At 39.6% G+C, this 23,545-nt stretch carries 18 protein-coding genes; 4 read left to right on the top strand and 14 right to left on the bottom strand.

The window, feature by feature from the left end; translation table 11 throughout:
* Positions 1-71: 71 nt before the first annotated feature.
* The 6 genes from AB8E63_RS05625 to tgt form a co-directional block, all read right to left on the bottom strand.
* Positions 72-2,669 carry a YfhO family protein gene (locus tag AB8E63_RS05625; RefSeq protein ID WP_368910350.1) on the bottom strand — a complete coding sequence of 866 codons (2,598 nt, stop codon included), beginning with the start codon at positions 2,667-2,669 and terminating at the stop codon, positions 72-74.
* A 20-nt stretch (positions 2,670-2,689) separates the two neighbouring features.
* A complete protein-coding gene (locus tag AB8E63_RS05630; RefSeq protein ID WP_368910351.1) occupies positions 2,690-5,317 on the bottom strand; it encodes a YfhO family protein in 2,628 nt (875 codons plus the stop codon).
* Positions 5,307-6,257 (bottom strand): glycosyltransferase family 2 protein, encoded by a 951-nt coding sequence (locus tag AB8E63_RS05635; protein WP_006149289.1) that lies wholly within the window; start codon positions 6,255-6,257, stop codon positions 5,307-5,309. Before AB8E63_RS05635 ends, AB8E63_RS05630 begins: the two co-directional genes overlap by 11 nt.
* A gap of 180 nt (positions 6,258-6,437) precedes the next feature.
* Positions 6,438-6,779, bottom strand: coding sequence for a metal-sulfur cluster assembly factor (locus AB8E63_RS05640; protein WP_004250665.1), 342 nt, complete (start codon positions 6,777-6,779; stop codon positions 6,438-6,440).
* Between the two features lie 117 nt (positions 6,780-6,896).
* A complete protein-coding gene (locus AB8E63_RS05645; RefSeq protein ID WP_368910352.1) occupies positions 6,897-8,714 on the bottom strand; it encodes an acyltransferase family protein in 1,818 nt (605 codons plus the stop codon).
* A gap of 134 nt (positions 8,715-8,848) precedes the next feature.
* Positions 8,849-9,991 carry a tRNA guanosine(34) transglycosylase Tgt gene (gene tgt, locus AB8E63_RS05650; protein ID WP_254724733.1) on the bottom strand — a complete coding sequence of 381 codons (1,143 nt, stop codon included), beginning with the start codon at positions 9,989-9,991 and terminating at the stop codon, positions 8,849-8,851.
* 115 nt (positions 9,992-10,106) lie between these two features.
* On the opposite strand from tgt, the gene AB8E63_RS05655 reads away from it, so the two are divergent.
* Positions 10,107-10,964: a DUF975 family protein gene (locus tag AB8E63_RS05655; protein ID WP_036756847.1), complete on the top strand. Its 858-nt coding sequence runs from the start codon at positions 10,107-10,109 to the stop codon at positions 10,962-10,964.
* 209 nt (positions 10,965-11,173) lie between these two features.
* On the opposite strand, the gene AB8E63_RS05660 is transcribed toward AB8E63_RS05655, so the two are convergent.
* From AB8E63_RS05660 to AB8E63_RS05680, 5 genes are all read right to left on the bottom strand, one after another.
* Entirely contained in the window at positions 11,174-12,364 is a 1,191-nt protein-coding gene (locus tag AB8E63_RS05660) for a LysM peptidoglycan-binding domain-containing protein (protein WP_368910353.1), read from the bottom strand.
* Between the two features lie 166 nt (positions 12,365-12,530).
* Entirely contained in the window at positions 12,531-13,145 is a 615-nt protein-coding gene (locus AB8E63_RS05665) for an HAD family hydrolase (RefSeq protein WP_368910354.1), read from the bottom strand.
* A gap of 3 nt (positions 13,146-13,148) precedes the next feature.
* A complete protein-coding gene (locus tag AB8E63_RS05670) occupies positions 13,149-14,429 on the bottom strand; it encodes an MATE family efflux transporter (RefSeq protein WP_368910355.1) in 1,281 nt (426 codons plus the stop codon).
* A 60-nt stretch (positions 14,430-14,489) separates the two neighbouring features.
* Entirely contained in the window at positions 14,490-15,974 is a 1,485-nt protein-coding gene (thrC, locus tag AB8E63_RS05675) for a threonine synthase (protein ID WP_368910356.1), read from the bottom strand.
* A 74-nt stretch (positions 15,975-16,048) separates the two neighbouring features.
* Positions 16,049-17,326, bottom strand: coding sequence for a gamma-glutamylcysteine synthetase (locus tag AB8E63_RS05680; protein WP_368910357.1), 1,278 nt, complete (start codon positions 17,324-17,326; stop codon positions 16,049-16,051).
* Between the two features lie 317 nt (positions 17,327-17,643).
* Between AB8E63_RS05680 and AB8E63_RS05685 the strand changes: the two genes are divergently transcribed.
* From AB8E63_RS05685 to AB8E63_RS05695, 3 genes are read left to right on the top strand one after another with little or no spacing between them, the layout of a single operon-like run.
* Positions 17,644-18,633 (top strand): PTS sugar transporter subunit IIB, encoded by a 990-nt coding sequence (locus AB8E63_RS05685; protein ID WP_368910358.1) that lies wholly within the window; start codon positions 17,644-17,646, stop codon positions 18,631-18,633.
* Positions 18,634-18,662: 29 nt separating this feature from the next.
* On the top strand, positions 18,663-19,475 hold the full coding sequence (locus tag AB8E63_RS05690) for a PTS mannose/fructose/sorbose transporter subunit IIC (RefSeq protein ID WP_006151319.1): 813 nt from the start codon (positions 18,663-18,665) through the stop codon (positions 19,473-19,475).
* Between the two features lie 14 nt (positions 19,476-19,489).
* Positions 19,490-20,401 carry a PTS system mannose/fructose/sorbose family transporter subunit IID gene (locus AB8E63_RS05695; RefSeq protein ID WP_368910359.1) on the top strand — a complete coding sequence of 304 codons (912 nt, stop codon included), beginning with the start codon at positions 19,490-19,492 and terminating at the stop codon, positions 20,399-20,401.
* Positions 20,402-20,466: 65 nt separating this feature from the next.
* Here AB8E63_RS05695 and pepC read toward each other — a convergent pair whose 3' ends face one another.
* The 3 genes from pepC to AB8E63_RS05710 all read right to left on the bottom strand — a co-directional run bounded on the left by pepC (position 20,467) and on the right by AB8E63_RS05710 (position 22,911).
* Positions 20,467-21,801, bottom strand: coding sequence for an aminopeptidase C (gene pepC, locus AB8E63_RS05700; RefSeq protein WP_368910360.1), 1,335 nt, complete (start codon positions 21,799-21,801; stop codon positions 20,467-20,469).
* Positions 21,802-21,921: 120 nt separating this feature from the next.
* Positions 21,922-22,644 carry a pseudouridine synthase gene (locus AB8E63_RS05705; RefSeq protein ID WP_368910361.1) on the bottom strand — a complete coding sequence of 241 codons (723 nt, stop codon included), beginning with the start codon at positions 22,642-22,644 and terminating at the stop codon, positions 21,922-21,924.
* 66 nt (positions 22,645-22,710) lie between these two features.
* Positions 22,711-22,911, bottom strand: a complete 201-nt coding sequence (locus AB8E63_RS05710) for a hypothetical protein (RefSeq protein ID WP_006153032.1) — start codon at positions 22,909-22,911, stop codon at positions 22,711-22,713.
* Between the last annotated feature and the right edge of the window lie 634 nt (positions 22,912-23,545).

Here is a 23,545-nt window from a genome sequence, read left to right on the forward strand (position 1 = left end):
AAACATACAAAAAGGATGAAGTTCCTAAGAACTTCATCCTTTTCTAGTATCATAGCCGCAGAGTATGTCAGCTATTCTATTTTTTGTTTTTTCCACAAGAAAACGAGTAATATAAGAGAAGCTAGTGAAAGCATTACTCCAAAGTTTAACCCTGGAGGATTATATGTCCATACGATCTCATGTTCTCCTTCCGTTAGTGATACACCCATAAAGAAACCAAGCGATTTTTGAACTTCTTGAGCTTGACCATCTACTGTTACACTCCAACCTGAATGGTATGGAATAGTGAAAGTTGCAAAGGATTGTTCACTATTTGTAACATTAACGTGTGCTTTCACTGTTGAATTTGAATAGGAATCAATGGTGATGTCATTTGCTTTTTTAAACTGTTCCAAAGTATTGGTTAGAGTTGGTATATCGATTGAATAGAATTTAAAACCACTAATATCCCATTCTTTGGCTTTTCCTTCATCAATTGTAAATGTGAGCGTTTTGTTTAAGTTTCCATTTCCAACCACCCATAATTGATTTTCTCGGAATCGATTTTCATAAGGATAACTTGATCCGTCTACCAACACTTTTGATTTAATGACTGGACCGGCTTGTCTTTCTGGAATTTCGACAAAGTACAACTTGTTTGGTTCAAGAGATAACTGCCATTCAATTTTTACCGGAGTACCTTCTTTAGTAATTGTATATTTGTCACCATTTTTCGTTAAATTTTCAACATGGGCTTCTGATACACTTACTTCTTTAAGACCTTCCTTCTCAGAAATCCCCACAACTTGTAAGAATTGATTTAAATTGTTAACAGGTTTGTGCTTTTCAAAGTTTACATTTGTTGCAAGATCCTTATTTGTTAAATATCCCAAGGAGAGGGCATATGGATTTTGATAAACAGCAAAGTTCTTTAAGGTTCCTTCTTTCTGATATAAACCACGAATATCCGCAAAGACTTTATTTTCATCGCCACCCATCATAAACCGCGAAAAACCAAACATAGAATCTAAAATAATATTTCGCCCTGTATAGTTTACAACTGATTGTGAGGCAGGAAGTCCCAAGTGACTAAATTCTTCAATTAATGTATGCTCTAAACTCGATGTAAAGTGAGAGGCTCCATTATAATTATAAGCAATCGGGAAATTGGCATGCGACAATCCCTTATTCATCTCCAGACGTGTAAATTGATTTAATTTACTATAACCTTCTTCATCAAAAGCAATCGCATACTCCATTTGAGTCTTTAAACTAGAATTACTAACGAAAAATGGTACTCTTTTCAGTCCAATAAACGCACCCAATATTAACTCTACAATAACAACTCCGGTTACTATTTGTAGTCTTCGAGATAAATCGACCTTTGTTAGAAAGAATGCACATAAAACGATACTATAAATAATAAATGCAAGTATTTTCTGTAATGTTTCTACATAAGAAAGTGTAGCAAGCATTGAGAACAATAAAATTGACCCAAAACCTATAAGAGCTACCAAGAACTCATTAAAGCGGAAGCTATTTTTCCACTTCATCAGACTTTCGGAAGCTAAGACCAACATAAAGGCATTTGCAATCCAAGAATTTCTAAAGTAGAAACCGACCGGACGTTGCCCCATATGCCAAATCTGATCAAAGCCTTGAATATTGAAGGAAAGTAATAAAATCAATAATACGAATGTTGCAGATAATTTGCTACGAAGGGAAATTTCTTTTTTTACATAGAAAACAAACAGTCCAAAGAGACCTAAACTTCCAATGAAAAGGTGCGGTAAGGCTTTTGGGTCTCCCCACTCTTTTTCACTAAAAGAGCCTAAAATAAATTTTTGAGGAAAAGTTATAAGATCATTTACGATTTTAGAAGACCATTCAAATGTACTTCCTGCACTTGCCTTACTTTCTACCAAGGCACCAAAGACTGGTAGCAGCCAGAACATTGCAAGTCCTACTCCAATCATTGCAAACAATGCAACCCTACCAATTTTCAATAGGTAGTCTTTCAAGGAAGCTTTCTTTGAAAAAACAGCATAGAATGCATATAGAGCCACAAAAAGGCACATCATATACCCTGTATAGAAATTCGTAATCAAGCTGACTGCAAGGAAAATCGGTAATTTAAGTGATCGTTTTCCTTCTACGATTTCTTCAATACCAAGAAGAATGAAGGGGACATAAACTAGATTATCTAAAAAGTTGGGATTGAAATGCTGAGAAACGATAAATCCACTAAGTGCATAAGATGTTGATAAGGCTAATGAAAGCCAATAATTTTTGCTAATCCCTTGATATTTCTTTTCAAGAAAATATCCAAACGCCACTCCCATTACTCCAAAACGAATAAGTGGAATCACATAACTCAAAATATGAAATGTCGAAATTGGAAAAATTACGTATAAAAACGTGAAAGGACTTAAACTATTAAAGCCCCATACACTTGGCATTGCTCCTCCCAGGGATTTAGAGAAGGACCAAAACAGACCGCTAAAATCGCCGCTCCAAAATAGTTTATGTAATCCGATATAAAGCGGAAAATATTGTGAAAGAAAATCTCCACTATGCACCGAATTTTGTGAAAAGGGAGTCAACCCTAAACAAAGGAAGACTCCTAACATACCCATAAATGGAACAAAGAATAGCGAACTAAATTTTAATTTCATTTTTGAAATTTTCATTATAGTCTACTCCTACTAAATTAAATCCATTTTTTATAAATTGCAAATCCATAAAGAGAGGTTGATAAGATTGAAATTAGAAAACCTGCAACAAATCCAGCTGGCAAGTAGCTGATTTCAATTGTATGTTCGCCTGGTGTAATCTTGTAGGCTAACAAACTATCCCAAACTTTAGCAGTTTCAACTACTTTTCCATCTACTTTAACAGTCCAACCTTTTTCATATGGGATACTGGTCATCATCCAAGTACTGTCATCAGTTATATTAACTGTTCCTTTGAAACTACGATTATCCCAATGAGTTAATTTTATTCCTTGCAGCTGACGTTCTTGAATGATACGATTTGCTAGAGCAGCATTAGAACGGGCTAAGCGCAGTCCAGATAAATTATATTCATTATCCGAATCAATTTCAATCGTTAAATCTGTAGGTTGACCAACTGAATTATGTGCAATTTGAATAAATTGCATTTGTTGGAATTTATCTTGGAATTCATAATTTTTGCCATTTAACATGACACGAATTTTATTTTTGTCTGTATGAGATAATATTTGCGGAATTGCTACCCAATAATCCTCAGCAGATTGAGGTACTAAATGATAGGTAATCGTTCCTGGTTTTGAAGAATCAATACGCTTATAGGTTTCCGGTTTAGACGGATCTACAACTTCCATATTATCCAATTTCATATCATTTGCTCCAAGTACAGCTAAATAATTTTCGCTCGTTGCCCCCATAGCTTGTACAATCTTATTTTGATTTTGAATTGGTTGATGGTTCTCTAATTTTACATTCACCGTTGCATCATTAACACCATAAGCAATTGGCAAAATCAAACCTGTCTCGAATGTCTTTGTTCTAGCAGCTTCATAAACAGGTGCTTTTGTCGTAATATCTTTACGCGTTACCATGTTTCCGAATATATACAGTTTGGATGTATCAGGATAGTCCTCTTTAAGCACTGGTTTTGGAGCAACTAGATATTTTACTGAGAAGAGCGCATCTTGGAACGGAGTTCCTTGATAGTATGTCGTTGCATTTATTCCGTTGTTTCCTAAACGGTCAAATAAATCACGTGTACTATTTTCCAGGTTGGAACTGAAAACCGATAGTCCTGGATAATCCACCATAAATGGATCATTCTTACTTAAATTAAATGATTTGTTAATTCTGTAAAAATCACTGTGGTCAGGTCTAATTGGATTAATCGCTTCCTTTAATTGCAAAACTGCATCGTGATACTTATAAGCGTCTGTATACCCAACTCTTGATTGAACAAGTGCTGCATTAGCTGTCAATTCAACCACAGTCAAAGCAGCTATAATCATCCAAGCTCTTTTTACTTTGGGATAGAATAAAGCTGCAAGCAAAACCACAAAAATCAAAATCGTTGCAAGACGTTGCCAAACTGTTAAGAAAGAGTGTTGTTGTAACTGTACAATAGAAAAGATAACTGCACCGCTAATCAGTAGGAAGCTAGCTTCTTTCTTAGTAAATTTCTCCACTTCTCGTAGGCTCTGATAAGCCAGATAAACTAAAAAGAAAGCAATAATCCATGAGAAGCGATAGAAAAATCCAGCAGGATTTTGTCCCATATGCCACAACTTACTTGTAAATTCATGGGCACAAGAAATCAAAAACACTACGAGAACAAAACTTGCTGCAATTTTACTCCATTTTGAAATCTTACTTGAAATAAAGTAATAAAGTGTTCCTAGTAAACCAAAGCTAGCCACATATATATTTGGTAAGTTAGGTCCAGCTGGCCAAGAAGTATTATCAAAAGCTCCTAAAAAGAGTTTTGCTAAAATCTCAAACGGATTGATTTGTAACTTCCAATCAAATCTCAGAGTGCTTTGCAAGCCCCCTTTTGTTGATACCAAACTAATCAGAATTGGGAGCAATACAGCTGATACTATTCCAACAGCTAGTATAGATGCGGCAGCTAATTTCCCCAGTCTTGTTAGAATAACCTTTTTATTTCTTAAGTTCTCTGAACGAATAATGTAGAACAAAGCATAAATGACCACAAAAATGCAGGTCATATAACCCATGTAAAATTGTACAAAGAGAGATAATGCAAGCATGCCAATATAGCCTCTTGGAGACTTATTATCTAGTACTTGTTCAACCCCAATTAAAACTAATGGAAGCATGATCATTCCATCATAGAAAATTGGGTTCATTTGATAACTAACATTAAACCCATTTAATGCGTAGATGGTAGCGACGATTGGAACTAAGTAGGCCTTATTCTTTAATCCATCATAACGTTTAACCAAGAAATGTGCCATGGTTAATCCCATCGCTCCATAACGTAAGGCAATAACGATTGGAACCACCCATTGGAAATTCTCTTCAGGGAATAATAGGAACAGGAAGTTAAATGGACTCAACAAATTGAAGCCCCAAATCCCTAACATCCCGCCTCCAATGGATTTAGAGAAAGAGTAAAAGAAACTACTCCAATCTCCATTTAAAAACAAATGTTTGAAATAGGCATATAAGCCAATATACTGAGCATTAAAGTCAACCGCCATGAGTGACTTTGTTCCGAAAGGAAAGAAGCCATCAATAGCCCAAGCCACAAACATGATGGCCATAGGCGCAATAAAACTTGCTAGATAGACTTTTTTCTTAGTCGTCATTTTGCTCTCCTTTCACAGTAATGTTCGTTTGGTCGACAAGATAATGTGGACGTTTCTTCACTTCATAATAAATCTTACCAATATATTCTCCGAGTACCCCAATAGAAATCAATTGAATTCCACCAAAGAGAACGACTGAGAAGATTGTAGTAAAGTATCCACTCACGAGTGAATCCGGTACTACGAGATATTGGATAAAGGTCCAAAGAACATAAACCAATGAAATTAATAAGCAGAATAAACCAAAATTAATACACATACGTAGAGGTTTATCGTTGAATGATAAAATCCCTTGAATCGCATAGTTCAATGAGAACTTCAACGAGTATTTTGTTTCACCTACAGTACGAACTTGGTTTTCATATTCGATAACTTTTTCGTTAAAGCCGATCCAAGCAAAAATTCCTTTAGAAAAACGATTGTATTCTTGCATAGATATAATGGCGTTTACAACTTTACGGCTAAACAATCGGAATTCAGAGACTCCGTCCATTAGCTCGATATCCATCATTTTATTGGCAAGTTTATAAAAATGTTTAGCTAAAAAAGTACGGTGACGTTTTTCTCCTGTACGTGTACGACGAGCACTTACAACATCGTATCCTTGCTCATAAGCTTCAATCATTTTTGGAAGCATTGCTGGTGGATGCTGCAAATCTCCATCCATTAGAATAACTGCTTCTCCTGTTGCATATTCAAGTCCTGCAATAGTTCCAGCTTCTTTCCCGAAATTTCGACTGAAGCTGATGTATTTAACACGTGAATCACCAGCTGCGATGGCTAACATACGTTCAAAAGTACGATCCTTACTACCGTCATTAATAAAAATAATTTCAAATTCCGCTTTTGTAATTTGATTGATTTCTTTAACCAATTCATCATACATCTTCTGAATCATATTCTCTTCGTTATAAAACGGAATTACTACAGATAATTTCATATCTATCCTACCTTATTCTTTTTATTATAATCACTTCTACTATAATAACATTTTTTTGAGTGAAGTGGTTACTCTTAACAAAAATTTTTGTTTATTGTATGAAATAAATAAACAAAAAAAGAAAAATATAAATCAGGTCTTTAATCCCGATTCATAATTCATCCCATATCCCTCTATTATTTAACGCGGAGGTAGCCCTAGAGCTATACGCCCATAACGACTAATGCGTGTAATCTTCCATGCAGGAGACCAGGTCACCTCAACCTTGACATCCTCAATCCCATCAATTTGTTTTAAACCTGCCACAATCTCGATTGGCAGACTTTCTGCACAGTCACAGGCAGTATCAGTGAAGGTCATAACAACTGTACAAAGGCCAGCCTCATCTAAATGAATCTCATAAATCAATCCGAGATTGTATACATCTAACTCTACATCTGTATCATAAACTTTTTCGAGTACTTCAATGATTTGATCTTCCAATGCTAGAGCACGGTCATTAATCTTGATGTCTTCTCTCATTGCATTCCCTCCATTTTTTGATTGTTCCTATTTTCTCATAATTCTGACAATTTGGCAAGTTTTTCCCAATTATCGTTAAAGCAAAAAAGCAGAGATAGAATCTCTACTTTTTAGTGATTATTTTGATTTGACAGGTTTGTCTGCGAGAGCTTTAACGGCAGCACTAATGGTTTCTGCGTAAAGTTTTGCTCCTTCATCCTGCTTGGTCGTATCACTACCGAAGTGAACCTGGTCTGTTCCCTTCCAAATATCTGGATGATCTTTGGCGACTTGGTTCCAATCTGCAAGTGCTATATATGGATATTTTTGTGCCAGTTCACGCGCATAGCTTGCATACTGCTCAACATAAGGTTGTGTTTCCTGCGTTGTGTCTCCCTCGTATGGAGTAACTAAAACAAGTTGATGTCCTTTTGGAAGATTTGTTATCAGCAGATCCAAATCAGCTTTATAATTTTCAGGATTATTAACGCCAGTCGCAATGACTACAATTTTAGGCAAGGCTTTATTCTGACTGTAATTCAACATCAATTCATTTGCCTGTTTGGTAGTTCGACTGACCTGACCATCAATCTGCGCATCTGGCAAGACTTCTTTTAGTCCCTCTGAAGCACGCAAGGTTACCGAATCTCCAATGATGGATACACCCTCAGCTATATTATAGCGACTAGCTTCTGCTTGATCTGCCATGGTTTTTGTTCGGTTCATATTGGTTTGCGCCTGATTGAGACCATTAACCATCAAATCCGTTTCAAATGCGCCTACTTGAGGAGCTATCAATATCACGACAACGGTAATCAGACCAAGTACTCCAGCACTACCAGCAAAGACCGGTTTAATGTGCGGAATTTCTTTTGCCTTTTGCAAGAGGTCAGTAGATTTTCCTGCTACTAAAGGTTCGATGACATAGAAAGAAAGGGTTGCGAAGATATAAGAGAAGATGGTGGTTAAAATCACTGCCGGAATATTTCCCATTAACTGTGAGAAAATAATATAGAACGGCCAGTGGAAAAGATAGACAGCATAGCTTGTATCCGCTAAAAAGCTGATAATCTTTGGCTCTTTGATGGTCGGTGTTTTCTCATGCAAGACGCGTGCCGCAACAATCATCAGAAGCGCTGCTAAACTTGCAAACAAGAAGCCGAGTAAATAGGCAAAGAGATATGTAAATTTCACAAAGAAGGTCAGTAATAGCAAGACTCCGAGCCCAGCTCCAAAGACTAGCAAAGTCTGCTTCAAATCCAAGCTTCTATTCAAACGTTTAAAAAGTGGCGTTGCATGACGAACCCCTATTACGGTAGCAAGCACACTACCTAAGAAGAAGGGATACACATGAGTCAAACTTGAAAAGTATACTGTCGAGTAAGAACTTACAATAAAACTACCAATAAACATCGAAAGGAAACTGACGATAAAGGCAGCTGATGAAAGTAGAAAGATTGTTCCTCGTAGTTGTCCGCTTGATTTCGCTCGCTTAGATAGGAACCAGACTGCCAACCCCCACAAGATATAATAATGAACTTCAACAGCTAAGCTCCAGTTGTGAACAAAGAGGTGAGGGATAAACTGAGATTCATAACTTCCTCCTGTCAGCATTTCATAGAAGTTAGTCATAAATCCTAGAACACCGGCAATCTGCCCACCAATTCCTGCCACATAATCTTGGCGAACCAAGAAGGTGAATGGCATGATGACAAGAATCATTAAAACAACTGGTGGAAAAATCCGATAGAAACGTCTTCTAAAAAATCCTAAGATATCAATCTTCCCTTTTTGTCCAAATTCTTCTAATAAAAGTGATGTGATCAGAAAACCTGAGAAGGTAAAGAAGACGTCAACCCCGAAGAAACCTCCTGGGAAAGCCGTTTGAAAGAAATGATACAAGAGTACCAAAAGCAAACCTGTAATCCTAATCAAGGAAAACCATTTAATACGCATACGAGTTTATTCTCCATTCATTAGATTGGCGAGAAAAGCCATCTAACTTTCATTCATAGTACCTTTATTTTATCAAAAAAAACAGAAAAATCCTAAGATAAAACTTAGGATTTTTAGCTGATTTCAAGCTAAATTTAGAAATTTCGCCCTGACTTGTTATAACCATATTTTTCAACAAAATGTTCACGAAATTCCAGAAGATTATCATCCATGATAGCCTGGCGAACCTGCTTCATCAGATTGATCAAAAAATACAGGTTATGGTAACTTGTCAAGCGGATACCAAAGGTTTCATCTGCCTTAAGCAAATGGCGTAGATAAGCACGGGTATAATTCTTACATGTGTAGCAATCACACTCTGGATCAAGTGGTGTAAAGTCCTCCGCAAACTGAGCATTCTTGACTACCAAGCGACCTTGACTGGTCATACAAGTCCCGTTACGAGCGATACGAGTCGGCAAGACACAGTCAAACATATCGACACCACGGATAACACCATCAATCAAGCTATCTGGCGCTCCTACTCCCATCAAGTAACGAGGTTTGTTCTCAGGAAGCAGTTGGGTCGTAAAGTCCAAAACTGCATTCATCTCTTCGTGGGTTTCTCCAACTGCTAGTCCTCCGATAGAGTAGCCTGGGAAGTCCATACTTACAAGATCATGCGCTGATTGACGACGAAGATCTTCAAATCCTGCCCCCTGTACAATCCCAAATAAACCTTGGTCATGTGGACGACGGTGAGCCTTTAAACCACGCTCTGCCCAACGGCTAGTACGTTCAATCGATTTTTTCACATAATCATAAGGTTGATAAAATTGGGGACATTCGTCAAAGGACATCATGATGTCTGAGCCCAGATTGTTTTGAATAGAAATGGCCTTTTCAGGTGAAAGAAACATCTTAGAACCGTTGAGGTGGTTTTTGAAGGTTACTCCTTCTTCTGTAATATTACGACTGTCTGCTAGGGAATACACTTGAAATCCACCGCTATCCGTTAAGATTGGTTGATCCCAATTCATGAACTTGTGAAGACCTCCAGCACGGGCAATGAGTTCGTCCCCAGGGCGAAGCCACAAGTGATAGGTGTTGGATAGGATAATCCCTGAACCCATCTCTTTCAATTCTTCTGGCGACTGAGTCTTGACCGTTGCCTGAGTCCCTACTGGCATAAACATAGGCGTCGGGAAGGTTCCATGGGGTGTGATAATCTCACCCAAACGAGCTCCTGTGTGTTTTTCTTTTTTAATCAATCGATATTTAATTGGCGAATCTGACATTTTTACCTCCGAAACCGGGAAAGACAGTCCCAGTTCTTACTTTGTGCCTAGGGGCATACTGTATGATTCTATCAAAAAAAACAGGAACTGTCACGAACTATGGTATAATGAAAGAATGAAGTACCCAAAAATTAATTTAAAAGAAGTTCGCGAGCAGGCTAGACAATTTCAAGCCGAGCACCCTCGCTTACTGCTTGTCTTTTTATTACCAAGTATTCTTTTGATTCTATCGAGCTTTATCAGACCTTTATCCCTACTTGATGAAGGCATTCTTGAACAGTCCTTCTTGAGTTTTCTAGGGATTACAATCCAGTCTGCTCTCTTTCCGATAGCCGTTGGATTTACAAGTTCCATCATCCTAGCTGGTGCCCTCTTTACCACGATTAATCTTTACAGAATTTCTGAGATAGAGCTTTCCTTTAAAGATAGTCTGTCCTTGCTTGACAACCGCTTCTTTACCCAAACTTTTCTAACGCTCTTACTCAAGCGTTTCTATCTCTTTTTATGGAGCATCCCTAATCTTTTTGGTGTCTACTTGCTCTTTTATAGCAGTGCCATGGCTCGTAAATTTGTGGAACTTCATCCCGAATTTCCATCTGTTGACGTCACCAATCCAGATATCGAACACTTCCTACTGACTTTCGCTCTCTATTTCTTTGGTAGCGTCCTAGTAATGATTTTGGGAACCATTATCTATCTGCCACAATATTATGCCTATTCCCAAGTTGAACTACTTTTATGTGACACCCTTGCAATCGGAATTGCCAAACCGAGCCGCGTGCTACATACCAGCCGCTTTCTCATGAAAGGCTATAAGTTCCAACGCTTTGTCCTTGATTTACAGCTACTTCCTTGGTATATCCTCATCTGGATTAGCTTTGGAATCGCAAGTATCTCTATCTTCCCTTATATCTATAGTAGCCAAATCTTCTTCTATCAAAGACTACTTGAAATTAAGCGGAGAAAAGTTTAAGATCAGTTATTAAAAACCAGCACCTTCATAGAAAGTGCTGCTTTTTTTATTTTAACCAGAACTACTCTCCAAAAATATAAAACAGTCTCCTCGTCATGTTTCTATAAGGCTTTTTATCTATATTTATGCCTGGATTTTTTCACTACCTAAGAATTTGAAATAGAAAAAAGAAGTGGAAACTAAATCAGTTCCCAACTTCTCATTCATTATTAGTTCATAGATACGTGAACGTGGTCATAGTGGTTTTCTGTTACGCTACCACGATCTGGCATTGGATTCCAAGTGTAAGCTGGTCCGTATTTGCTAGCGTATGGTGCGTAGAAACGTTGTTTCCAGATGATGTAGTTGATTCCACGGCTAGCCATATTTTGGATAGCATAATCTGCAATTTGGTCACCGAGAGCTGAGCTAACTGGGACCATGAAGTCAATCGCTAGACCTTTTCCGTGGTCACCTGGATCTCCTGGACGGTAACCACTAAATGATGTGATACCAAACAAGTTAGCTACTTCTTCTTTAAATGCAGCTGTTTGTGGTTGGAGACCTGCATTTTCTGATTTTGTTGCTGCAATAGTTGCATAATCAGGAGCCGCCGGCGCTGTATAAGTTGCTGATGCACCTTGACTTGGTTCAGCTTGGTAAGTTGCTGGAGCTGATTGAGCTTCTGTTACAGCCTCAGTTGTTGCTTCTGTTGTAGTTGTTTCTTCAACTGTTGTAGTTGGTTCAGCGACCGTAGTTGTTTCTTCAACTGTTGTAGTTGTTTCAGCGACCGTAGTTGTTTCCTCAACTGTTGTAGTTGGTTCAGCAGCCATAGTTGTTTCCTCAACTGTAGTTGTTGGTTCAGCGACCGTAGTTGTTTCCTCAACTGTAGTTGTTGGTTCAGCGACCGTAGTTGTTTCTTCAACGACAGGTGCCGCAGCTTCAGTTGTTGCTTCTGTTGTAGTTGTCTCCTCAACAGTAGTCGTTGTTTCTTCAACTGGTTGTGTCAAATCTTCGACTTGAACAGTTTGTTCATCTACTGTTACTTGATTCGTTGTTAAATCTGCTGTTGCACTTGCTACATCAGAACCAACTTCTTGAGGTGTATAAACCTCAACCTCTGTTACTTCTTCATTTTCGTTAACAGTTGTAGTCAGTACAGTTTCTGGGAAAATCAAGTCAATATTTGTGATTTTGTTCAAGTTTGCAAGGACATTTAAGTCTACTCCCAAAGCCTCTGCAATCGTGCTTAGGGTATCTCCGTACTTAATTGTGTAACTTGTTTTATTTTCGCTTTTAGCAACATCGTTTTGAATTTGCTCAACTGAACGTGGCGACCATACAATTTCTTCTGCTTGAGTTGCCAAGGTAGGCGCAAGTGATAGAGCTACTGTTGATGCTAAAATAATTCGTTTCTTCATACTATTCAAACTCCTTTTCAAATGTAGTACCTTTCTATCATAACATAAAGAAAAAAGAAAAAAAGCCCATTAGGGGCTATTTAATAAAACTGTCTAGTCTCTGTAACAAAGCACATTAATTGAAATAGTTTGTATGAATTTTGTCACAAAGCTGACATATTCTCTTTCATAAAGAGAGAGAAGGAATATCCGCTAAACAAGAAATCTGATGATTGCAATCCACCGGAGTTCCAAGGAAATTGATACTCTGAATGCTACTATTCTGAGCAAATTCGATATCCAAAGTACGGTCCCCTATATAATAGGTGCGCTCTGGTTTTAAATGGTATTTGCTGATAAGGTAGGTCGCTGCTTCTGGACTTGGTTTACGAGCAAAACCGCTCTGGCTTGTCAAAATTTCTGTGAAATAAACATCCAAGCCCAGATCTCGTAAAATAGTCAAGGCATTATCACCTTTGTGGGTGTAGACAAATTGCTGAATTCCTTGCTGATTTGCCCAGGCTAAAACCTCGCGGGCCCCCGGCATCAAGATGACCTGGGCATTCTTTTCAGCCAAGCTCTGAGCACGGACTTGATTGAGCCTATCAACATCCAAGCCTCTTTCTTCTGCCACTTGCATTAGTAAATCCTGGACAGAGTATTTCAAGATAAAAGCTCGAACTTTCTCCTTGTCAAAAGGAATGGAAAATTGTGCATAGGTCTCCTCAATTCCTGACAAAATAGCTTCATAGGAGTCCAATAAGGTCCCGTCTAAATCCCAAATAAAAGCCGTTTCTTGCATTTCTTATCCTTTCAATGTCATATAAGATTTGTAACGATAGCGTAGGAAAATCCAACGGAAACCATTATCCAAAAGCGTTCCCGCCCAGATACCAGGCAAACCCCATCCAAGAACAATTCCCATCAGGTAACCAGTCCCAATACGGATGCACCACATTCCAATACTTGTCGCATAAAAGGGAAGTCGAGCATTTCCCAAACCTTGCCAGACAGCTGTATAAATGACCGTTCCCGTTGTCATAGGAGTCCCTAAAAGTGAAAAAAGAGTCACTAAAACACTGGCTTTGATAGCCACAGGATCGCTGGTGTATAGATAGCTTAGTGGTGTCCCGAGAGCATAAATACTAAGCGTTAAAGGCAACATGAGAAAGAAAGATAGCCAAAAAGTTTGCTTACTTAGTTTGTCCACCCTTGCCCAATCATTCTCCCCGACTGCTCTAGCCACCTGCATGACTGTTGCTGTCGCAACACCAAAAGCAGGCATATAGTTGAACTGAGTCAAAACTTCACCGATAGCATTTCCCGCGACTGCCTCCGTCCCAAAGGAAACAACCAAGGCAATTATGACTACATCGCCAGCCCGCATCATGAGACGTTCTCCCGCTGCAGGTAAAGCCAAGGTCAGCAGGTCTTTATCCAGTCCAAACGTCGGCCTCATATATGGAAGTTTTAATTGTGACCACAAAATTACAACCCCGATCAAACGAGACAAAATAGTCCCCCAAGCTACACCAGCTATCCCCATATCAAGGATAAAAATGGCGACACTTGAAAAAACAATATTTAAAGCATTGGATAAAAAACTAACATAAAGCGGAAGTCGAGGATTGTGGGTGGCGCGAATCAAGGCCCCTAAACTAGTCATTAAGCCCAGGAGAACGATTGTCCCACCAACTAAAGATAGGTATAAGCCACCACTTTCAGCCACAGCCTGTTCAGTACCCAAAAGACCAATCATCTCTTGACCTGCAAAGATGGACAAGCCACCTAAAATTAAACTCAATAGCAAGGTTATCTTGAGAGCTTCTGTCACATGGTAGGCTAGTCTAGGCTGATCTTTCTGTCCCACACTTTTTGAAATGACACTAGAAATTGCTGCTCCCAAGGCAATAAAAATAGCCTGATAAATGGTGATTATATTTCCAGCTACAGACACACCCGAAATGGCGATCAACCCCAGATTAGCTACCAAGTAGCTATCTACCATCCCCATGAGCATCTGCAAGAAATTTTCACCCATGGCAGGTAAAGCTATGTTGAGAATATCCTTATTTTTCTTAAACAATCCTTCCTCCTGATGAAAAGAAACTCAGTTAGTTTCCCAACCGAGTTTACTTCCTCTCTTTTAAAGTCCTAAATAAGATTCTACTGCTGCCTGCATATCTGCCGCTGCAACAGTTGTCTTGTGACGAACTGGAGCTGTTTCAAGACCATCAACTGCTGGTGGCACTGCCACTCCTGAAATTTCGTGCAACTGAGCCAAAGCTTCAAAGTCGGTCAAGCCTGATTTCCCTGTTACAGCTTCTACTGCAACTACTGGGAATTTATAAGGACTAGCTGTTGAAGCAATCACGGTCTTAGTCACATCACCCGTCGCCGCTTGGTATTTTTTATATACGGCCGAAGCAACTGCTGTATGAGGGTCCTCAATATAAGCATCTGCCTCATAAACACGCTTGATTTCTGCTGCTGTTTCCGCTTCAGTCGCATACTCTGCTGCAAAAAGGTCAAGAATCTCTGCATCAAAATCTGTCAATTCATACTGACCTTGGTTATTCAAAGCATTCATGAGTTCAGCTGTCTTAAACGCATCATTACCCAAAAGGTGGAAAATCAAACGCTCCAAGTTTGAAGAGACCAAGATATCCATAGATGGGCTAGTGGTTACCTTGAACTCACGCTTCTTGTCATAAACACGAGTTTTGAAGAAGTCTGTCAAGACATTGTTGTCATTTGAAGCACAGATTAACTTGCCGACTGGTAGGCCGATTTGTTTAGCGTAAAAGGCAGCCAAGATATTGCCGAAGTTTCCTGTCGGTACGGTGAAGTTAACCTTGTCACCAGCCTTAATCTCACCAGTTTTAACGAGCTGAGCGTAGGCATACACATAATAGACAATCTGTGGGACCAAACGACCAATATTCATAGAGTTAGCTGATGAGAACTGGAGCTTATTGGCTGCTAATTTTTCACGAAGAGCCACATCATTGAACATATGCTTCACATTAGTCTGAGCATCATCAAAGTTTCCATCAATAGCGATAACATGGGTATTTTCGCCCGTTTGAGTGGTCATTTGCAACTCTTGTACCTTGCTGACACCGTCTTTTGGATAAAAAACGATAATTTCAGTTCCTGGGACATCCGCGAATCCTGCCATAGCAGCTTTACCAGTGTCTCCAGATGTTGCTGTCAAGATGACAATCTTGTTTTCCAAGCCATGTTTCTTGGCAGCCGTTGTCATAAAGTATGGCAAGATAGACAAGGCCATGTCTTTAAAGGCAATGGTTGAACCATGAAAGAGTTCCAAGTTGTATTGACCATCGAGTTTGACAAGAGGAGCAATGGCTGGTGTATCAAACTTGCTGTCATAGGCGTTGGTAATACAATAGTCCAACTCTTCTGCTGTAAAGTCATCCAAGAAAGCTGACAAGACAAGCTTAGCTACTTCTTGGTAAGAAGCGTCTTTTAATGTTTCAAAATCCAAATCAACCTTTGGATAGCTAACTGGAGTAAACAAGCCTCCATCTGTTGCCAAACCTTGCAAAATCGCTTGGCTGGCTGTTACTGTATTGTTCGCATCACGCGTTGATTGATAAACTAATGTCATAAATCTCTATCCTTTATCTATAGTCTCATTCATTATAACATGATTTTTCAGAAAATTCTTCCGTTATAAGAAAATTATACGTCCAATTCTTCTTTCAAAGGTTCTAAATAAGTCGTTTCACTCTGACCTCTCATCTCAAGTCCTTGCTCTGCTATTGCTAGCAAGTCTTTGGAGAACTGGACTATCCCAACTGTTTCTTCATCTGTGAGGTGTTTCTTAGAAAATTGTCTTCTCAAAGACTTGTAGTCACGACCAACACTTTCAAAGAAAGGAGCTGTTTCTAGGTAAGCTTCAAGCTTGTCAAGATTCACCAACAAACCTAGATGAAAGGCTGCTGAAGCAAAAGTTCGGTCTAACGGCTGTGTACAAACACTACGAAATTCGACCGTTCCTCGAGTTGTTAAATCTTGGAATTGATAACTACGGTGCGTTTGAAAATCCTTCTCTTGAGGGACAAGCAGAGTCTCTTTCCCATTTAAAGTATAAGCATGAATCTCATCAGTAGCTAGGTAATCTCTAGCTTGAATCGGAGAAAAATAGTAGGTTTCTCCATCTCGTTCTGCTGTGAAAATCGCAGAGTGGTCTAGATAATCAAAGAAATCATCCTCATCTTTGAAGAGTTTTGCATTGACACCGACATTCTCTGGATAAATTCCATGCATGGATTCTTCCCAAAAGATATCTCGTGAAATCTGAGTATCCCAGTCTGCTCCCGAAAACTCAGAATTGGCAAATAAGTAAGCTTTTGCTGCTTCAATCTGAGTGAAAGCATTGATGACACGTAGGTAGTTAGCAGTCGATACATCTAACTGAACTTGACTCCCACAGATAAAGGCTCCATATTGTGGGAAGTCATGCAAATTAGCTCTCTCTTGGCGACTTCCCATATGTAGGTAATCCATCAGCATCTGATAGCGTGGATAAGCCACCGGTCGATTGTCATTCTGATCCCAGTTTGGATGAATCCCCCAGCCCTGGATAGCATGATCCTTTTCGCCTAGTTTTTCCTGAATGACCTTCATATAAGCTTGAAATCGTCCTTGGACCTCTTGGATTTTCTGGGCTCTGCCAAAGGCAAACTCCAAGGTCGTGTAGGAAACTTCAAACAAAATTCGATCTTGGCTTTTCGGTTCTACAAGTTGAATCGGATTGCCATCCTGGTCTTCCTTCTCGACTTCTAAACCGAGAGCATCCACCAAAAAGCGTAGCAAGTCCTTGCTGACTTCAATATCCGTGGGTTTCCCTTTCGTATGTACGATAGGAAATTCTAACTCTATCCCAATATAGAGATCTGGATTTTCTTTGATATTTTTTAAATAGCGGTCTTTTAATAACTGAATTGAAGGGGACATACATACCTCTCGCTCTAAATTCTCTTACTAGAAAATAAATTACTCTCTATTATACCAAAAATCGAAGATAATCTTGTCGAAAACATACTATCTAAAAATGATGACAAATTTGGAATTTATATTAAATTTTACATGCTTGCTTTCAAAATCTCATCTAAAATGTTGATATATCAATATTTTTAAAAATCGATACTCCTATGATTTTTGTATAATTTAGTTTAATTTGTTGATTTTTTTATGAAAACGGTTTATACTTAGTTAGTCTTAAAGTTTTCTTAAACTACAAGTCAAACATTTTATAAGGAGGAATGACAATAATGAGTATCGGAATCATTATTGCGAGTCACGGTGAATTTGCCGCGGGTATTCATCAGTCAGGATCTATGATCTTTGGTGAACAAGAAAAGGTTCAAGTTGTAACCTTTATGCCAAATGAAGGTCCAGATGATTTATACGCAAAATTCAACAATGCTGTGGCTGCATTTGACGCAGAAGATGAGGTTCTAGTCTTGGCTGACCTTTGGAGTGGTTCTCCATTTAACCAAGCTAGCCGCGTAATGGGAGAAAATCCTGAGCGTAAATTTGCCATCATCACAGGACTTAACTTGCCGATGTTAATCCAAGCCTACACCGAACGCCTTATGGGCGCCAATGCCGGAGTGGACAAAGTCGCTGCGAACATCATTAAAGAGGCCAAAGATGGCATCAAGGCTCTTCCAGAAGAGCTAAACCCAGCTGAGGAAGTTGCAACTGCTGCAGCTGCTCCTGTAGCCCAAGCTGCTATCCCAGAAGGAACTGTTATTGGAGACGGAAAATTGAAAATCAACCTTGCTCGTCTTGACACACGTCTTCTTCACGGACAAGTCGCAACTGCTTGGACACCAGATTCAAAAGCAGACCGTATCATCGTTGCTTCAGATAACGTTGCCAACGACGACCTTCGTAAAGAATTGATCAAACAAGCTGCTCCTAACGGAGTGAAGGCTAACGTTGTTCCAATCCAAAAATTGATTGAGGTTGCAAAAGACCCTCGCTTTGGTGAAACACACGCCCTTATCTTGTTTGAAACACCACAAGATGCCCTCCGTGCTATCGAAGGCGGTGTACCAATCAAGACTCTTAACGTTGGATCAATGGCTCACTCAACTGGTAAAACAATGATCAACAACGTATTGTCAATGGACAAAGATGACGTTGCTACATTTGAAAAAATGCGTGATCTTGGTGTTGAATTTGACGTACGTAAAGTACCAAACGACACTAAAAAAGATTTGTTTGACTTGATTAGCAAAGCTAACGTTCAATAATTAACATTAAATAGAAAAGGAATAAAACCATGTCAGATATTTCAATCATTTCTGCTATCTTGGTTGTAGTTGTTGCCTTCTTCGCAGGTCTTGAAGGTATCCTCGACCAATTCCAATTCCATCAACCAATCGTAGCATGTACCCTTATCGGTCTTGTAACTGGTAACCTCGAAGCAGGGGTTATGCTTGGTGGATCACTTCAAATGATCGCCCTTGGTTGGGCTAACATCGGAGCTGCTGTAGCTCCTGACGCTGCTCTTGCCTCTGTTGCTGCTGCAATTATCATGATCAAAGGTGGTAACTTTACTACTGAAGGTATCGCAGTCGCAACTGCAACTGCAATCCCTCTTGCCGTAGCTGGACTTTTCTTGACTATGATCGTTCGTACAATCTCAGTTGGTTTGGTTCACACTGCAGATGCTGCTGCTAAAGAAGGAAACATTGCTGCTGTTGAACGCGCTCACTACTTTGCCCTTGCTCTTCAAGGTCTACGTATTGCTATCCCAGCTGCGCTCTTGCTTGCAATGCCAACTGAAGCCGTTCAAGGCGTATTGGAACTTATGCCAGAATGGCTTAAAGGTGGTATGGCTGTCGGTGGTGCTATGGTCGTTGCCGTTGGTTACGCTTTGGTTATCAACATGATGGCTACTCGTGAAGTATGGCCATTCTTCGCTATCGGTTTTGCTCTTGCAGCAATCTCTCAATTGACTTTGATTGCCCTTGGTGTCATCGGTGTTGCCCTTGCCTTCATCTACCTCAACCTTTCTAAACAAGGTGGAAACGGCGGAGGAGGAGCTGCAACTTCTAACGATCCAATCGGTGATATCCTAGAAGACTACTAGAAAGGGGAACAATCATGGCTGAAAAAATTCAATTATCAAAATCAGATCGCCAAAAAGTTTGGTGGCGTTCACAATTCCTTCAAGGTTCTTGGAACTACGAACGTATGCAAAACTTGGGTTGGGCTTACTCTTTGATCCCAGCTATCAAGAAACTTTACACTAAAAAAGAAGACCAAGCTGCTGCTCTTGAGCGTCACCTTGAGTTCTTCAACACTCACCCATACGTAGCTGCTCCAATCATGGGAGTTACTCTTGCACTTGAAGAAGAACGCGCAAACGGTACTGATATCGATGACGCTGCTATCCAAGGTGTTAAGATTGGTATGATGGGACCTCTTGCTGGTATCGGTGACCCAGTCTTCTGGTTTACAGTACGTCCTATCCTCGGTGCCCTTGGTGCATCACTTGCTGCGACTGGTAATATCGTCGGACCACTTCTCTTCTTCTTTGGATGGAATGCAATTCGTATGTCTTTCCTTTGGTATACACAAGAGTTTGGTTACAAGGCTGGATCTGAAATCACTAAAGACATGTCAGGTGGTATCTTGAAAGACATCACTAAAGGAGCTTCAATCCTTGGTATGTTCATCCTTGCCGTTCTTGTACAACGTTGGGTATCTATCAACTTCACTATCAACCTTCCAGGTAAACAATTATCAGAAGGTGCCTACATCAACTTCCCAGAAGGTGCTGTTACAGGTGGAGAATTGAAGGGTATTCTTGGTCAAGCACTTAGTGGTATGAGCTTGGATAGTGTTCAACCACAAACGCTTCAAGGTCAGTTGGACGCATTGATTCCAGGATTGATGGGACTTCTCCTTACTTTCCTTTGCATGTGGTTGCTTAAGAAAAAAGTATCTCCAATCACAATCATCCTTGCCCTCTTTGCAGTTGGTATCGCAGCTCGTTTCTTCGGTATCATGTAATCTCGGCGAGAATTTACAAATAAAAAAAGAATCAGGATTATCACCTGATTCTTTTTTGTATTCTTTTATTCTGCCAAGGCACCCATTGGATCCCAAGGTGCAAGAACGATTGGTTCTGCTTCATAGGCAGCTCGTTCTTCTGCTGTTAGTAATTCTTTACGGACAACAATTTGGTAAGTGTACTCATCCATCCAAGCGTCTGAGGCAACAAAGTAACCATCTGTACCTACTTTATCTCCCCATGAGTTTTCAACTTTCCACTTAGTTGATTTACCATTTTCATCCAAATCAACACCTGTCAAGACCATTGCGTGGGTCATCAAGCTTTCGCTGTAGTCCAAACGTCCTGCCTTGTCTTGATTGAGTTGGATATCCATGCTTGATTCAAAGTCATAAACATCTGTCGCAAGGATTCCGGCTTTACGGTTGCTGAGTTGGCCGACATCTGAACCAAACCAGACAGTTTCTCCTGTTTGCATTTGGGCAATGGCCAATTCTTTCAAGCGTTCCATCGGTACGTTGATGTAACGAACCGCACGGCTACCAACGACATTTCCCAACATCTCAACTGTGTAAGATTTCCCGTAAGGTTTATCAGCAGTTGGAGCATTGATGACAGAAACGTAGTCTTCTAGTGGAAGGTCAACGTATTTCTTGTAAAATTCTTGTGGGGTGATGCCTTTTTCGCTTTGGTAGTTGTTGTCTTTATCGCGATAAGCAAAGTCAAATTGACGTGGTGGGAGACCTAGTGACATGGCAAGGAAGTTAAAGATTTCTTGCAAGAGGTCTTCTTTCTTAGCTTGAACAGTCGCTTGGTCAGCACCAGAAGCCAAGAGGTCACGCAAGATTTGAGCATCTTGACGAAGCAATTTGTTAAGGATTGCATTGAGCTCACGACTATTGCTAGATGAAACAGACTCTGGATAAACAGACTTAGGTACGACACCGTATTTCTCAAAGAGAGAAACAACCATATCCCACTGACCACCATCTTGTTGTGGAGTTTGGAGTAGGAAGCTAACCTTGCGGCTAGTCAATTCTTGATCTGCAGTCGCAATCACTTGCTCCAAGAACCAGTTAGACTTTTCATACTTGTCCCAGAAGAAGGTGTGAGCTTGTGACAATTCAAAGTTTTCAAGTTTGTATTGAGAGATGAGTTTGTGACGGAAGGTATTGAGGGCCGCAAACATCCAGCAACGACCAGAAGCCTTCTGGTTAGTGACCTTGTCCTTTGTCAAATCAAGTGAGAAAACTGGTGTGTTGTCGACATGACTTTGACGACGCTCAAGGGCTGCAAAAATTCCATTGTGGCTAGCAGCATTTTCGATAGCTTGGTATTTAACATTTGCTTCATAGTTGGCAAATAATTTATCTGTAAATGATTCTTGAATCGCGTTCATAAAATCCTCCTTTTTTCTTACTGTCTATTATAACTCTTTTCACAAAGGAAGCAACCAAAAACTGAAAAAGACAAGGATATTTTCCTCGCATTTTCCTAATATTTCATGGTGCTACTATCACTAGCGGATACTCTCAAGCAACCCTTCTAGTTCTTCCTTGGTCAAACGACGCCATTCTCCACGTTTCAAATCCTCATCCAAGGTCAAAGTTCCCATGGTCACACGCTGAAAGTCCACCACTTCCTTGCCACAGTAGGCTACCATCCGTTTGACTTGGTGAAATTTTCCTTCTGCGATGGTCACACGAACCAGACTTTTATTCTTTTCTGCATCCATAGACACAAGCTCCAACTTGGCAGGCTGACAGGTAAAGTCCTTGAGCGGAATACCTTGCGCAAATGTCTCAATGTCTTCATCTGTCATGATTCCCTTGACCTGTGCCAGATAAGTCTTATCCACATGGCGTTTAGGGGAAAGAAGAGCATGAGCTAACTTGCCATCATTGGTCAAGAGCAAGAGGCCATGCGTATCAATATCCAAACGACCGACTGGGAAAACTTCCTTTGAACGAGCCAAGTCATCCAACAAATCCAGTACAGTCTTGTGTTTGGGGTCTTCAGTCGCTGAGATAACCCCCTGGGGCTTGTTCATCATATAGTAAACAAACTCCTCGTACTCTAACTTTTGCCCGTCAAAACAAATCTCGTCCGTGTCTTCATTGATTTGCAGTTTGGCAGATTTTTCCTTTTTCCCATTGACCGTCACGCGCCCAGACTTTAGAAAGTTTTTGACTTCCGTCCGGCTACCAACAGCACAGGCAACTAAATATTTATCTAATCTCATAGGGCTATTATATCACAAAAAGAGAGCGGTTTTCGCTCTCTTTTTCTCGGATTATCTTTCTCCAATTTATTTTTTAATCATACTTTCTATCCCTTTGAAAAGAATTTCTGAAATAGCTTCTGGATAGCCTTCATAGCCATTCTGTTCTGAAAGGGCGTCGATGATATTTCTAATTTGGCCATCCAATATAATGGTTACTGCAGGAACGAGTTCGTCTGAGCCTTCTTTTTTAAACATCTCTTGCATAATTGATACTTTGTTACTCATATTTACTCCAATCTTTTTTAAGAATTTTATTCATAGTACTCCACGAGACTTACTATTCATTCTCACCTTCCGCAACCAATTCATATGGAACATACGAAAGGTCTTCGCTAGTTAATCGTTAACCAAATTAGTTTTTTTATCACTTTATTCCTCCTATGTACATTATTGACCACACAAATGTAGAGAATGAACAAAAGAACAGAATAAATCAGCAATCCTAAAAACTTTGCATAGACCAGGTAAACTATCAAGGAACCTATCAAACTGATACTACTAATACAAATAAATAAGAAAGCAAGATTTCCATTTTTCTTTGCTATTTCTAAGAACTCTGAGTACTCAATATCTGTAAACAATGCAGGATATAAGTCCAAGTCTTTGTTAGAATAGTCAACTACAAATTTCCCTATGAGCAAGGAAAGACAGGTACATAGAATGAAGCTAGAATATTTGATAGTAGGAATATCAAAAACGGTTAAACCATTCAGCAATCTAATAATGGGGAGAGATAGCAAAGTGAGTCCAAGAGTGTAATAGTGTTGATTCTTAGAGGTTCTTTCGAGAATGGAAAAGTAAAGTCTCTTTTCTTTTAAGTCATAATAGACTATTTTGTTTTGATACAATCCTAGATTAA

This window comes from Streptococcus sp. oral taxon 061 (genome assembly GCF_964211575.1).
In the GTDB taxonomy this organism is placed as follows: domain Bacteria; phylum Bacillota; class Bacilli; order Lactobacillales; family Streptococcaceae; genus Streptococcus.